The 12,848-nt window shown below is 70.5% G+C and carries 15 protein-coding genes and 1 pseudogene; 6 read left to right on the top strand and 10 right to left on the bottom strand.

Translation table 11 applies throughout. The annotated features are described in order from the left end of the window. Nucleotides 1–17 precede the first annotated feature (17 nt). Together AC30CM_RS12320 and AC30CM_RS12315 are read left to right on the top strand one after the other, a co-directional pair. Nucleotides 18–944, top strand: a complete 927-nt coding sequence (locus AC30CM_RS12320; protein ID WP_490117159.1) for an LLM class F420-dependent oxidoreductase — start codon at nucleotides 18–20, stop codon at nucleotides 942–944. A 124-nt stretch (nucleotides 945–1,068) separates the two neighbouring features. After that, nucleotides 1,069–2,463, top strand: a complete 1,395-nt coding sequence (locus AC30CM_RS12315; RefSeq protein ID WP_490117158.1) for an NAD(P)/FAD-dependent oxidoreductase — start codon at nucleotides 1,069–1,071, stop codon at nucleotides 2,461–2,463. 121 nt (nucleotides 2,464–2,584) lie between these two features. Here AC30CM_RS12315 and AC30CM_RS12310 read toward each other — a convergent pair whose 3' ends face one another. From AC30CM_RS12310 to AC30CM_RS12275, 8 genes are all read right to left on the bottom strand, one after another. Further along, on the bottom strand, nucleotides 2,585–3,217 hold the full coding sequence (locus tag AC30CM_RS12310) for an urease accessory protein UreD (RefSeq protein WP_490117157.1): 633 nt from the start codon (nucleotides 3,215–3,217) through the stop codon (nucleotides 2,585–2,587). A 3-nt stretch (nucleotides 3,218–3,220) separates the two neighbouring features. Next, nucleotides 3,221–3,895, bottom strand: a complete 675-nt coding sequence (ureG, locus tag AC30CM_RS12305) for an urease accessory protein UreG (RefSeq protein WP_490117156.1) — start codon at nucleotides 3,893–3,895, stop codon at nucleotides 3,221–3,223. Nucleotides 3,896–3,913: 18 nt separating this feature from the next. Beyond that, complete coding sequence (locus AC30CM_RS12300; RefSeq protein ID WP_490117155.1) at nucleotides 3,914–4,549, bottom strand: urease accessory protein UreF; 636 nt, start codon at nucleotides 4,547–4,549, stop codon at nucleotides 3,914–3,916. Then, nucleotides 4,549–6,270 (bottom strand): urease subunit alpha, encoded by a 1,722-nt coding sequence (locus AC30CM_RS12295; protein ID WP_490117154.1) that lies wholly within the window; start codon nucleotides 6,268–6,270, stop codon nucleotides 4,549–4,551. Before AC30CM_RS12295 ends, AC30CM_RS12300 begins: the two co-directional genes overlap by 1 nt. Continuing rightward, a complete protein-coding gene (locus AC30CM_RS12290; RefSeq protein WP_490117223.1) occupies nucleotides 6,267–6,581 on the bottom strand; it encodes an urease subunit beta in 315 nt (104 codons plus the stop codon). The genes AC30CM_RS12295 and AC30CM_RS12290 overlap by 4 nt, the downstream gene beginning before the upstream one ends. A gap of 35 nt (nucleotides 6,582–6,616) precedes the next feature. Further along, nucleotides 6,617–6,919, bottom strand: a complete 303-nt coding sequence (locus AC30CM_RS12285; protein WP_490117153.1) for an urease subunit gamma — start codon at nucleotides 6,917–6,919, stop codon at nucleotides 6,617–6,619. 72 nt (nucleotides 6,920–6,991) lie between these two features. After that, nucleotides 6,992–7,411 (bottom strand): PaaI family thioesterase, encoded by a 420-nt coding sequence (locus tag AC30CM_RS12280; RefSeq protein WP_490117152.1) that lies wholly within the window; start codon nucleotides 7,409–7,411, stop codon nucleotides 6,992–6,994. Nucleotides 7,412–7,606: 195 nt separating this feature from the next. After that, entirely contained in the window at nucleotides 7,607–8,380 is a 774-nt protein-coding gene (locus tag AC30CM_RS12275; RefSeq protein WP_490117151.1) for an iron reductase, read from the bottom strand. Nucleotides 8,381–8,609: 229 nt separating this feature from the next. Between AC30CM_RS12275 and AC30CM_RS12270 the strand changes: the two genes are divergently transcribed. From AC30CM_RS12270 to gndA, 3 genes are read left to right on the top strand one after another with little or no spacing between them, the layout of a single operon-like run. Continuing rightward, complete coding sequence (locus AC30CM_RS12270) at nucleotides 8,610–9,041, top strand: BlaI/MecI/CopY family transcriptional regulator (RefSeq protein ID WP_490117150.1); 432 nt, start codon at nucleotides 8,610–8,612, stop codon at nucleotides 9,039–9,041. 14 nt (nucleotides 9,042–9,055) lie between these two features. Beyond that, on the top strand, nucleotides 9,056–10,009 hold the full coding sequence (locus tag AC30CM_RS12265) for a M56 family metallopeptidase (protein ID WP_490117149.1): 954 nt from the start codon (nucleotides 9,056–9,058) through the stop codon (nucleotides 10,007–10,009). Nucleotides 10,010–10,061: 52 nt separating this feature from the next. Further along, on the top strand, nucleotides 10,062–11,516 hold the full coding sequence (gene gndA, locus AC30CM_RS12260; protein ID WP_490117148.1) for an NADP-dependent phosphogluconate dehydrogenase: 1,455 nt from the start codon (nucleotides 10,062–10,064) through the stop codon (nucleotides 11,514–11,516). Here gndA and AC30CM_RS12255 read toward each other — a convergent pair. Beyond that, a complete protein-coding gene (locus tag AC30CM_RS12255) occupies nucleotides 11,513–11,695 on the bottom strand; it encodes a DUF2256 domain-containing protein (RefSeq protein WP_490117147.1) in 183 nt (60 codons plus the stop codon). The two genes, gndA and AC30CM_RS12255, sit on opposite strands and share 4 nt — an antisense overlap. Nucleotides 11,696–11,712: 17 nt before the next feature. Beyond that, on the bottom strand, nucleotides 11,713–12,510 hold the full coding sequence (locus AC30CM_RS12250; RefSeq protein WP_490117146.1) for a YhjD/YihY/BrkB family envelope integrity protein: 798 nt from the start codon (nucleotides 12,508–12,510) through the stop codon (nucleotides 11,713–11,715). Nucleotides 12,511–12,564: 54 nt separating this feature from the next. Here AC30CM_RS12250 and AC30CM_RS12245 point away from each other — a divergent pair. Continuing rightward, nucleotides 12,565–12,848 (top strand): annotated as a pseudogene (locus AC30CM_RS12245) (hypothetical protein); the annotation flags it as partial.

Raw genomic sequence — 12,848 nt, 5'->3', positions numbered from 1 at the left:
CGCTTAGGGTCGATCGCATGACGATTCGCCTGGGTTTGCAGATCCCGAACTTCTCCTACGGCACCGGGGTCGAGCGACTGTTCCCGACCGTGATCGACCAGGCCCGCGAGGCCGAGACCGCCGGCTTCGACTCGGTGTTCCTGATGGACCACTTCTACCAACTCCCCGGCCTGGGCACCCCCGACCAGCCGATGCTGGAGGCCTACACCGCCCTGGGCGCCCTGGCCACCGCCACCGAGAAGGTGCAGCTCGGCACCCTCGTCACCGGCAACACCTACCGCAACCCCACCCTGCTCGCGAAGGCCATCACCACCCTCGACGTGATCTCCCAGGGCCGCGCCATCCTCGGCATCGGCACCGGCTGGTTCGAGTTCGAACACGAATCGCTGGGCTACGAGTTCGGCACCTTCACCGACCGCTTCAACAAGCTGTACGAGGCCCTCGACATCATCCTGCCGATGCTCGCCGGCGAACGTCCCACCCTCGACGGCACGTACTACACGGTCAAGGAAGCCATGGCGGAACCCCGCTTCCGCGACCACGTCCCCCTGATGATCGGCGGCAGCGGCGAGAAGAAGACCATCCCCCTGGCCGCCAAGCACTTCGACCACCTCAACGTCATCGCCGGCTTCGACGAACTGCCCCGCAAGGTCCAGGTGGTCAAGGAGTCGTGCGAGAAGGTCGACCGCGACCCGGCCACCCTCGAGACCAGCATGCTCGTCGTGGCCATCATCGACGAGAACGTCACCGCCGAGTTCATCCCCGAGGACTTCCGCCGGCAGGCCGTCTTCGGCAGCCCGGAGCAGATCGTCGACCAGATCAAGACGAAGGTGCTCGACGCCGGCATCGACGGCGTCATCCTGAGCCCGGTCACCAGCATCAACGGCTACCAGCCGGGCGGCGTCACCGCGGTCGCCGATTTGCTGCGCCCCCTGCTGACCTGACGAACGTGCAGGTCGGGTGAACGAACGGGGCGGTGGGGCATCTCACCGCGCTCCTCGGAAGGCCGCCGACTAACCTAGACGTTGTATTGGTCGTCAGAAGCGGGTCATCCGTCAAGGAGCAGAAATGAGCCACCCCGGAGCTACGGCGTCGGATCGGCACAAGGTCGTCATCATCGGGTCCGGTTTCGGCGGGTTGAACGCCGCGAAGGCGCTCAAGCACGTCGACGTCGACATCAAGTTGATCGCCCGCACGACGCATCATCTGTTCCAGCCGCTGCTGTACCAGGTCGCGACCGGCATCATCTCCGAGGGTGAGATCGCCCCGCCCACCCGTCTGATCCTGCGCAAGCAGCACAACGCCCAGGTGCTGCTCGGCGACGTGACGCACGTCGACCTGCAGAACAAGACGGTCGACTCGATCCTGCTCGGTCACACCTACCGGACGCCGTACGACACCTTGATCCTCGCTGCGGGCGCAGGTCAGTCGTACTTCGGCAACGACCACTTCGCGGAGTGGGCGCCCGGCATGAAGACCATCGACGACGCGCTGGAGTTGCGCGGTCGCATCCTCGGTGCGTTCGAGCAGGCCGAACGCTCCAGCGATCCCGAGCGTCGCCGCAAGCTGCTGACGTTCGTCGTCGTCGGCGCGGGTCCCACCGGTGTCGAGATGGCGGGCCAGATCCAGGAGCTGGCCGACCAGACCCTGCGCGGCAGCTTCCGGCACATCGACCCCACCGAGGCGCACGTCATCCTCCTCGACGCCGCCCCGGCCGTCCTGCCGCCCATGGGCGAGAAGCTCGGCCTCAAGGCCAAGGAACGCCTCGAGAAGATGGGCGTCGAGATCCAGCTGAACGCCATGGTGACCGACGTCGACCGCAACGGCATCACCGTCAAGAACGCCGACGGCACCTCCCGCCGTATCGACGCGGCGTGCAAGGTGTGGTCGGCGGGCGTGCAGGCCAGTCCGCTGGGTCGCGACCTGGCCAACCAGTCCGACACCGAGATCGACCGCGCAGGCCGCGTCAAGGTGAACCCCGACCTGTCCATCCCCGGGCACCCGAACGTGTTCGTGGTCGGTGACATGGCCTTCGTGCCGGGCGTCCCCGGCATGGCACAGGGCGCCATCCAAGGCGGCAAGTACGTCGCCGACATCGTGAAGAACGAGGCCAACGCCCGCAAGCACGGCACCACCCCCAAGCCGCGCGAGCCGTTCAAGTACTGGGACAAGGGCTCCATGGCCACGGTGTCGAAGTACAACGCCGTCGCGCAGATCCCCATCGGTTCGGGCAAGCTCGAGTTCGGTGGCTTCATCGCCTGGCTCGCCTGGCTCGGGCTGCACCTGATCTACCTGGTGGGCTTCAAGACCAAGATCGCCACGCTGCTGTCATGGGCGGTCACGTTCCTGAGCCGCCAGCGCGGCCAGCTCACCATCACCGAACAGCAGGCCTACGCCCGGACGCGCATCGAGGAACTCGAGGAGATCGCCGCCGCGCAGCGGGAGGAAAAGGCCGCCAGCTAGTTTCACGACGTCGCCCTCGGGCCGACGGTCGGGGCACGCCCGCCGTCCGGAGCCCGGGGGCGTTCGTCGTCCCGGAGCCGGCGCCTTCTCGGCCTCGCGTGCCGGCGGCGGCGGGGCGAGGTCAGCCGTGCAACCGCTCACCTTGCCACGTGGCGATGCTGCCACCCGCTGCGAGTTCCAGCACCGTGCCCGCGGCCTCGAACGACCGCTCGGGATACCGCAATTCGCTGATGCAGGCGCGCGGCGCACCAAGTACGTCGTCGGCCACCGCCGCGGTACCCACCTCGATGCGATGCCGGAGCAGCGGCACCTCGCCGACGTCGGCACGCAGCGCGGACGACCAGAATCCCTCACGCTCGTAGGCACGACCGATCTGCGCGCGCTCCCGAATCCGCACGCGCGCAGCCGTCGTCGCGACGAGTGCCGTCGACGTCACGTGGCGTGCCCCACCCGCCACGATGGTGGGCTCCGGATCCAAATCCAGTTCGCCCGCCACCTCCAACCGCCACGCCGCCAGCGACTCCGCCGTCGCCGCCCCCCGCATGGCCATGGTCGCGGCCGCACTGCGCACCCGCAGTCGCGCCCCCTCCTCGACGACCACGCGCACGCGGATGACGTCACCGCCCAGCGGCGTGGCAGCCGCCGACACCAGGTGCACGACGTCGGTTGCGGTGCGCCGCACCGCGATTCCCCCGGTGCACTCCAGGCGGGGATGCCGCCCCGGCTCGGCGACGATGAGGACCTCGGAGCGCACGCCTTAGACCGGCACCCGCAACTGCTGACGCACCCACTCCAGCACCGGGCCCGCGGCAGGGTCCTCGGTGAGCGAGATCAGCACGAAGGGCCGCTGCCCACGCACCTTGGCGGCGTCGCGACGCATCACGTCGAGATCGGCACCCACCATCGGCGCCAGATCGGTCTTGTTGATCACCAACAGATCCGAGAACGTCACACCGGGACCACCCTTGCGGGGGACCTTGTCCCCACCCGCCACGTCGATCACGAAGATCTGCACGTCGATCAGACCCGACGAGAACGTGGCCGTCAGGTTGTCCCCGCCGGACTCCACCAGGATCAGGTCCAACCGCGGGTTCGCGGCGACGAGGTCGTCGATGGCGTCGAGGTTGGCGGTGATGTCGTCCCGGATCGCCGTGTGCGGGCACCCGCCGGTCTGAACGGCGGCGATGCGCTCGTCGGGCAACACCGCATGCCTGCGCAGGAAGTCCGCGTCCTCGGTCGTGTAGATGTCGTTGGTCAGCACCGCCAGCGACAACTCGTCGCGCAACTCGCGGCACAGCGCGGCCACCAGCGCCGTCTTGCCGGAACCGACCGGGCCGCCGATGCCGATGCGCAAGGGCTCCCCCGCGGCGCGCACGCGGCGTGGCCGCTCGGCGTGGTCGTGCGGCTCACCGTCGATGAAATGTGGTGGCATGTCCGGCCTTTCTTCGGGTCAGGAGACGAACAGGGGACGATCGCGTTCGGCATGGCGCTGCGCCAGCACGTCGAGCAGGGGGTCCGACGCGTCGGCCAGGGCGGCGACGGCGTCGACGGCCGTCGACTCGCACAGCGGCGCCAGGTCGAACGTGAGCGCGGCGACGTCGCCGGGGTCCAGGGCCAGCAGGCGCTGCGCGGCCGTGGCCGAGGCCGTCATCGTGGTGTACACCGTCGACAGCGCCGTGTCCTCGGGCGTCAATCCCCCGGCCTCGCCGACCAATCCGGCCGCCACCACCACGTGCGGGGTGGGACCCAACACCGTCCAGTCGCGCTGCGGCCAGACCCGCCTGGCCAGCCGGAGCAGCCCACGACCCTGCGCCCGCGACGCCGACCTGGCCGCCGGTGCCGGTGTGCGTGCGTCCATCTCGAGATCGGCGCGCGGCACGCCGAGCCGGCCGGCGTGCACGGCCGCCGCCACCGAGGCACCCACCAGGCCACTGGTGCGGATGCGGCGGACCAGGAACGCCCGCAGCGTCGCGACGTCGGTCACCAACCCCGCGGTCACCGCCTCCTCCACGCCCCCGGAGTGCACGTGCCCGCCGGTGGGCAACCGCGAATCGGACAGGACCAGCAGGGTCGCAAGGGAACTCATCAGAACAGGAAGTAGCGCTGCGCCATCGGCAGCTCGGTGGCGGGCTGCTCGGCCCACACCTCGCCGTCGATGCGCACCGTGAAGGTGTCCGGGTCCACCTCGACCCGTGGCATCGCGTCGTTGAGCGGCATGTCGGCCTTGCCGACGGAGCGGACGTCGTTGACCGGCACCAGCTTTCGGCGGACCGCCAGCCGGTCGGCGAGGCCGTCCTCGACGGCCTGCGGTGAGACGAAGTGCACCGAGGTGGCCGCGGCGGCCGTCGGCGCGGCACCGAACATCGGCCGGGGCAAGACCGGCTGCGGGGTGGGGATCGAGGCATTGGCGTCACCCATCGCCGCCCACGCGATCATGCCGCCCTTGAGCACCGTGTGCGGACGCACGCCGAAGAACGCCGGCTCCCACAGCACCAGGTCAGCCAGCTTGCCCACCTCGACCGACCCGATCTCGTCGGCCATGCCGTGCGCGACGGCCGGGCAGATCGTGTACTTGGCGACGTAGCGGCGCGCGCGGTGATTGTCCGCGCGGCCGTCACCGGGGGCCGCGCCGCGGCGGCGCTTCATCACGTGCGCGGTTTGCCAGGTGCGCATCACGACCTCGCCGATGCGGCCCATGGCCTGGGCATCGCTGCCGATCATCGAGATCGCGCCGATGTCGTGCAGCAGGTCCTCGGCGGCGATCGTCGACGGACGGATCCGGCTCTCGGCGAACGCCAGATCCTCCGGCACGCTGGGGTTGAGGTGATGGCACACCATCAGCATGTCGAGGTGCTCGGCGAGCGTGTTGACGGTGTGGGGTCGCGTGGGATTGGTGGAGCTGGGCAGCACGTTCGGATGCGAGACGACGGTGATGATGTCGGGTGCGTGCCCGCCGCCCGCCCCCTCGGTGTGATACGCGTGGATGGACCGTCCCGCGATGGCGGCCAGCGTGTCCTCGACGTAGCCCATCTCGTTGAGCGTGTCGGTGTGCACGTTGACCTGTACGCCCGCCGCGTCGGCGACGGTGAGGCACGCGTCGATGGCCGCGGGGGTGGTGCCCCAGTCCTCGTGCAGCTTGAAACCCGCTGCGCCGCCGCGCAACTGCTCCCACATCGCCTCGCTGGACACCGTGTTGCCCTTGCCGAGCAGGGCCACGTTCAGCGGCCAGTCGTCCAGCGCCTCCAGCATCCGGGCCAGATGCCACGCTCCCGGCGTCACGGTGGTGGCCTTGCTGCCGTCGGCGGGACCGGTACCGCCCGCGACGATGGTGGTGATGCCGCTCCCGAGCGCCTCGGGCATGATCTGCGGGCAGATCAGGTGCACGTGACAGTCGATGGCGCCCGCGGTGAGGATGCGCCCGTTGCCGGCGATGACCTCCGTCGAGGGGCCCACCACCAGGTCCGGGTGCACGCCCGACATGACGTCGGGGTTGCCCGCCTTGCCGATCGCGACGATGCGCCCGTCCCGAATGCCGACGTCGGCCTTGACGATTCCCCAGTAGTCGAGGATTACCACGCCGGTGATCACGGTGTCCGGCGCGCCGTCGGCACGGGTGGCCCTGGCCTGGCCCATGGATTCCCGCAACACCTTGCCGCCGCCGAACACCGCCTCGTCGCCGGCACGCCCCGGGCCGCCGCCGAGGTCGTCGGTGATCTCGATCAGCAGATCGGTGTCGGCGAGCCGGATGCGGTCACCGGTCGTCGGGCCGTACAGCGCGCCGTACCGCTGCCGCGTGAGGTCGGTCATGACGGGTCCAGCCTTCCCGGCGGATCGAGTGACAGCCCGTGCACCTCGCGCGTACCGGCCAGCGGCACCAGCGAAACCCGCTGACCCACGCCCGGTTCGAAACGCACGGCGGTGCCGGCGGGAATGTCGAGTCGGTGACCGTGCGCGGCGACCCGGTCGAACTCCAACGCCCGATTGGCCTGCGGCAGGTGCACGTGGCTGCCCACCTGCACGGGCCGGTCACCGGTGTTGAGGACGTCCAGGACCAGCCGCGGCGCACCGGCGTTGAGCGTCACGTCGCCCTCGGCGTACAGCGTCTCCCCCGGCACCATGGACACGCCACCGGACCCGGCGGACGGCTCGCCGCTCACGGGATCGGGTGGTGGACGGTGACGAGCTTCGTACCATCCGGGAACGTGGCCTCCACCTGCACGTCGGAGAGCATCTCCGGGACGCCCGCCATGACGTCGGCGCGCGTGAGAACCTCACGGCCACTGGCCATCAGCTCGGCCACGGTGCGCCCGTCGCGGGCCCCCTCCAGCACGTGGTCGGTGAGGATGGCCACGGCTTCCGGATGATTGAGGAGCAGCCCGCGCCCGCGCCGTCGACGCGCCAACTCCGCGGCGTAGGAGAGCAACAGGCGCTCCTGCTCGTGGGGACTCAACCGCATAGAGCGCGATCCTGCCACGTCGTCGCGGGCTCGGCAGCGCGAATCGGGGGTGGGCCGACGGCGCCGCGGGGCTCAGGCAGGCGGTGCGTCCGCGGGCAGGTTCTGCAGGCGCACCTGGCCGCGAGCGACGAGTTTGCCGTTGCCATCGGTGATCTCGATGAGCCACAGCTGCTGGCGGCGGCCGCGGTGGATCGGCGTGGACACCGCCGTGACGACTCCCGCCTTGATGGCGCGCAGGAAGTCGGTGCTGTTGTTCACCCCGACGACGTTGCTGCCGCCACCTGTCGACTCCAGCCACACGCCGGCAGACACGCTGGCCACGCTCTCGACGATGGCGCAGTACACCCCGCCGTGCACGATGCCGTGCGGCTGCAGCAGCTTCTCGTTGATCGTCAGCGTGGCGGTGGTGCGATCGGGGGTGGCCTCGAGGTAGGTGAGGCCCAGGACCTCGTCGAAACCGGTTCCGAAGAGATGCGGCAGGGATGTCGTCACGTCCATAGGTGTAACACGCGGTCGGCACGCCGGGAAGGCCGCCCGCGGTCACCCCTCGCCCGAAGGCGGAAGGGCCCCGCACGGATGCGGGGCCCTTCCTTCGAGTGGACCGGGGGTCTCTGCAGCCCTCAGGACTCCGGCGCGGTCCGGTGGTTCTCGATGTTCGGTTGTAGTGCAAGCATAGGCAAGGCTGCCCTAATTTAGCAAGACCTTCGTCGATCGCGTCGCGCCGCGCACCGGGGCGCCGAAACCCACCAGCGCGTCGAGCACCGCCTGACCCCGACGCATGGCCGTCGACTCGCTCGACCCAGCCAGCAGCGGCACCTGCGTGGACGCACTGACCACCGCGCCGCCGACGAGGTGCCACATCGCCGACCGCGACGACGCGCCCCCGCTGACGGCGCACAGCCTCTCGAACAGGGGATGCAGCGCGCGATGACTCCGGTGGGCCACCCACGTCGCGAGCGCCGCCTCGTTGGGCAGCGCGACGATGCGGTCGTGCGCCGACCGGCGTCGGTGCAGCCCGGGCCGGCCGGTGAAGAACGGATCGTCGGGCAGTGCGCGCAGCGTCGGATCCACCACGCCCACCCAGTCGATGACCCCTTCGGAGTCGACGTGCACCCACAGGTTCTCCAACCCGGTGTCCCACGCCCGGCCCTCCAGCGCCAGCAGCGGGACGACGCGGCCCACGACGACGTGGGCGAGCGTGGCGGCCAGCTGTTGCGCCACGGCTGCGCGGTTGCCGGTCTCCGCGGCCGCGGCCTCGAACATGCCGCGAAGCCGGTCGGCGGTGAGCATCTCGGCCAGTGGCCACCAGCGACGGCGCGACACGTCGGCCATCACCGCAACGCCGTGGACGCGGGGACATTCGGGACGGAGTTCGCGCAGTCGCCTGCTGGACTCGTGTAGGGGAAGCGCCCTCCCGATCGTCATGCCTGCGATCAGGGGGTCGTCGACGACGATCGTCATGGAGTCTCCCTCCGTTAGGTAAGCCTTACTATAGTAGGTAGCCTGATTGCGGCTGGGGAAAGCCTTCGTGACGCGACTCACACCCCGGGGAAGGATCGGGAATGGGTCGGGGCGCGGCGGCGTCTCAGCCATGGCGAACACCGACGTCCGACGGCAACGACGCCTGATACGACGCGCGGTAGTAATCCCGTAGTAGGCTGAGGACTCTGCTCAGGAGAGTGAACGGACGATGGCTGTTGTCGGAACGAGGGCCAAGGTGACGCGACTCGGGGAACTGGAACGTGAGGTGATGGACCACCTGTGGTCCATGCGCGAACCCCAAACGGTGCGTCAGGTGCACGAGGCGCTGGCCGCCCGCCGGGATCTGGCCTACACGACGATCATGACGGTGCTGCAACGACTGGCCAAGAAGAACCTCGTCGTCCAGCATCGCGACGACCGGGCACACCGCTACGCACCCACGCACGGCCGTGACGAACTCGTCGCAGGCCTCATGGTGGACGCGCTCGACCAAGCCGCCGACTCGGGCAGCCGCGAGGCTGCCCTGGTCCACTTCGTGGAACGCGTCAACGCCGACGAGGCCGCCGCCCTCCGGCGCGCCCTCGCGGAGCTGGAGGCCAAACACGATGCCGGACCGGCTGGCAATTCGGGCACCGGCTGAGAGACACTTGAAGCGTGTCCGCGCTGGCCTTCTCCATCGTGGCGCTGGTCTTGATCGGACCGGTGCCCGCGGTACTGGCCCGTGCGAAGTGGCCGCTGCGCGCACCGCGCGCGGCCATCGTGCTGTGGCAGGCCGTGGTGCTGGCCGCCGTGCTGTCGGCCTTCAGCGCGGGCATCGCGATCGCCAGTAGGCTCTTCGCCCCCGGACCGGACGGCCGCCCCACCGCCACCGTCACGTCCGAGATCGCCAACCTCGGCTGGCCGCTGTGGCTGCTCTACGTCGTGGTCTTCGCGGCCACCCTGCTGATCGGCGCCCGCCTCGTGCTCGCCGTCATCGGCGTGGCCATCGCCACGCGCCGCCGCCGCGCCCACCACCGGATGCTCGTCGACCTGCTCGGCACCCGGCATGGCAGCGCCCCCGAATGCTGTACGCGCGCCAGCGGTCTGCGCATCCTCGACGTCACCCAGCCGCTGGCCTACTGCCTGCCCGGGGTCCGCAGCCGCGTCGTCGTCAGCCAGGGTGCACTCCAGGCCCTGTCCGACGACGAGGTGGCCGCCATCCTCAGCCACGAACAGGCCCACCTGCGCGCCCGCCACGACCTGGTGCTCGAGATGTTCACCGCCGTCCACGCCGCCTTCCCCCGGTTCGTCCGCAGCGCCAGCGCCCTCGGCGCCGTCCGGCTGCTCATCGAACTGCTCGCCGACGACGCCGCCGTCCGCGCCCAAGGACCCACCCACCTGGCCCGCGCCCTGGTCGCCTGCGCCTCCGCGCGCGCCCCCCGCGGCGCCCTGGCGGCGGGCGGCCCGACCACCGTCATCCGGGTGCGTCGTCTCGCGGGCAAGCCCAACAGCATCGCCATGGCCGCCGGGGCCTACGTCACGGCCGCTGCCGTGCTGGTGATCCCCACCGTGGCCGTCGCGGTCCCCTGGCTGACCGAACTGCAACGACTCTTCTCCGCCCTGCCCTGACCAGGGCGGGTCCCCGCACCACCCCGCACAACAAAACAACGAAAGGCTGCCCGTGAGTTCGTCCAACACCACCGCCACCGCACAGATCGGAGTCACGGGGTTGGCGGTGATGGGGTCCAACATCGCCCGCAACTTCGCCAAGCACGGCTACACCGTGGCGCTGCACAACCGGTCGGTGGCCAAGACCGACGCACTGCTCGAGCAGCACGGCTCCGACGGCTCCTTCGTGCGCACCGAGACGATGGCCGAGTTCGCGGCCGCGCTGGAGAAGCCGCGTCGCGCCCTGATCATGGTCAAGGCCGGCGATCCCACCGACGCCGTCATCGACGAACTCTGCGAGGTCTTCGAACCGGGCGACATCATCATCGACGGCGGCAACGCCCTCTACACCGACACCATCCGCCGCGAGAAGGCCGTCCGCGAACGCGGCCTGCACTTCGTGGGCGCCGGCATCTCCGGCGGCGAGGAAGGCGCGCTCAACGGCCCGTCGATCATGCCCGGCGGACCCGCCGAGTCCTACGAATCGCTGGGCCCGCTGCTCGAGGAGATCTCCGCCCACGTCGACGGCGTCCCCTGCTGCACCCACATCGGTCCCGACGGCGCGGGCCACTTCGTCAAGATGGTGCACAACGGCATCGAGTACTCCGACATGCAACTCATCGGCGAGGCCTACCAGCTGCTGCGCGACGGGCTCGGGCTCGGCGCCGCCGACATCGCCGACGTGTTCGCCGAATGGAACTCCGGCGACCTGGACAGCTACCTCATCGAGATCACCGCAGAGGTGCTCAAGCAGGTCGACGCCAAGACCGGCAAGCCGCTCGTCGACGTCATCCTCGACGAGGCCGAGCAGAAGGGCACCGGCCGCTGGACCGTCAAGTCCGCCCTGGACCTCGGCGTCCCCGTCACCGGCATCGCCGAGGCCGTCTTCGCCCGCGCCCTGTCGGGCTCCGTCGCCCAGCGCACCGCCACCACCGGGCTGGCGTCCGGCGACCTCGGCGACAAGCCGACCGATGCCGCCCAGTTCACCGAGGACATCCGCCGGGCCCTCTACGCGTCGAAGATCATCGCCTACGCCCAGGGCTTCAACCAGATCCAGGCGGGTAGCGCCGAATACGGCTGGAACATCACCCCTGGAGACATGGCGACGATCTGGCGCGGCGGCTGCATCATCCGGGCCAAGTTCCTCAACCGCATCAAGGAAGCCTTCGACAACGACGCCGACCTGCCCACCCTCATCGTCGACCCGTACTTCCGCGACGCGATCGAGAACGGCATCGACAGCTGGCGGCGCGTCGTGGCCACGGCCACCCGACTCGGCATCCCGATCCCCGGATTCAGCTCGGCCCTGTCCTACTACGACGGCCTGCGCACCGAGCGGCTGCCCGCGGCACTGACCCAGGGCCTGCGCGACTTCTTCGGCGCGCACACCTACGGCCGCATCGACACCGACCACGCCAAGCGGTTCCACACCCTGTGGAGCGGCGACCGCAGCGAGGTCGAGGCCTAACCCCGACCGGCAGGCGGGGCCCCTCCACCGGGCCCCGCCTCCGGATTGCGCCCGGCGCCCTGGCACCGCTTCGAGCAGTAGATCACCTGGTCCCACACCCCACGGCTGCGCCACTTCTTGCGGTTGGCGAACGGCCGCCCGCACGCCACGCACGTCTTGGTCTCGCGTTCCGTCGACACGCGGACCGCATACCCGTTCAGGGCGCGCGCAGCAACCCGTCGAGCACCACCGTCACCCGGAAGCCGCACAACACCAGGATGTGCAGCACGAACAGCCACAGCGCCAGCGCAGACACCGCGCCGACGATGGGCAACCCGCCGAACGGCGCCGACCACTCCACCGGGATGGCCAGGAACAGCACGAAACCCTGCAGGAAGCCCGCCAGCACGGCCCCGGTCCCGAACGCGCCCGCCACCAGCGCCCGCCACCCGAACCGGCCGGGCCCGATCAGGCCGAACACGCCGAGCAGCGCCGTCGAGACCGCCACCCACACCACGTGGAACGCCACCACGACACCCCACACCAGCGACCAGCCGGACCCCGCGTACAGCGGGCCCACGTAGGGCGCCGACAGCAGCACCGCGATCACCAGGAACGGGGCCACGGCAGCGACCCCCAGCAGCCCCGCCCGCCCCCGCCACCCGGTCAGGGTGTCGCGCGTCGACGTCATCTGGACGAACGCGCGGCGCAACCCCTCGCCATAGAGGCTCGCCGGGAACAACACCACCAGCGCCTGCCACCACGACATGGCCAGCGCCACCGACGTCAACGTGCGCAACGCCTCCGGCGTGCCATGACCGCCCGGCAACCCCGCGATGGCCGCATCCATCGCTGCCCGCACCGTGTCGTGGCCGACCAGCGCCCCGACCGCCCACAGCGACACCAGCGCCAACGGCACCAGCCCGATCACGCCGTAATACGTCGCACCGGCCGCCCACAGCGCGAGATCGCTGCCGGGGAACGTCGTGCGCACCCCGGACGCGAGCCTGCGCACCCGGCTCACCACGTCCGGCCTCCCCGGCGCGCGACCTCCTGGCAGGCTGGCGGCATGACGGCGGACGACGCGGGCTGGTCCGAACTGCACGGCGGCATCGAACCGTCCGCGATCGTGCGCGGCTGGCTACGTCTGATCCGGGCGCTCGCCACCGGACCCGTCGCCAAGATCCCACCGGACGCGCTGTCGGTCGCAGGCGTGCTGGCCCTGGCCGCGGCGTGGGCCGCGGTCACGGGGCCGGGCTGGCCCGCCGCCGTCGTCGCCCTGGTCCTCGTGGCGGGCATCCTCGACGGCCTCGACGGCGCCGTGGCGCTGCGCACCGGCCGCGCCCGACCGCT

Source organism: Mycobacterium sp. DHQP2018-32-09 (assembly GCF_058148405.1).
The sequence above is the reverse complement of the archived record's forward strand: the minus strand, read 5'-3'. Positions and strand labels throughout refer to the sequence as shown.

Bases quoted from the DNA above. Each gene is read 5' to 3' on its own strand.
- AC30CM_RS12290 (WP_490117223.1), bottom strand. From the start codon at position 6,581: ATGGTGCCGGGGGAGACGCTGTACGCCGAGGGCGACGTGACGCTCAAC.
- AC30CM_RS12300 (WP_490117155.1), bottom strand. From the start codon at position 4,549: ATGAGTTCCCTTGCGACCCTGCTGGTCCTGTCCGATTCGCGGTTGCCC.
- AC30CM_RS12320 (WP_490117159.1), top strand. From the start codon at position 18: ATGACGATTCGCCTGGGTTTGCAGATCCCGAACTTCTCCTACGGCACC.
- ureG (WP_490117156.1), bottom strand. From the start codon at position 3,895: ATGCCACCACATTTCATCGACGGTGAGCCGCACGACCACGCCGAGCGG.
- AC30CM_RS12295 (WP_490117154.1), bottom strand. From the start codon at position 6,270: ATGACCGACCTCACGCGGCAGCGGTACGGCGCGCTGTACGGCCCGACG.
- AC30CM_RS12285 (WP_490117153.1), bottom strand. From the start codon at position 6,919: ATGCGGTTGAGTCCCCACGAGCAGGAGCGCCTGTTGCTCTCCTACGCC.
- AC30CM_RS12270 (WP_490117150.1), top strand. From the start codon at position 8,610: ATGGCTGTTGTCGGAACGAGGGCCAAGGTGACGCGACTCGGGGAACTG.
- AC30CM_RS12315 (WP_490117158.1), top strand. From the start codon at position 1,069: ATGAGCCACCCCGGAGCTACGGCGTCGGATCGGCACAAGGTCGTCATC.
- AC30CM_RS12275 (WP_490117151.1), bottom strand. From the start codon at position 8,380: ATGACGATCGTCGTCGACGACCCCCTGATCGCAGGCATGACGATCGGG.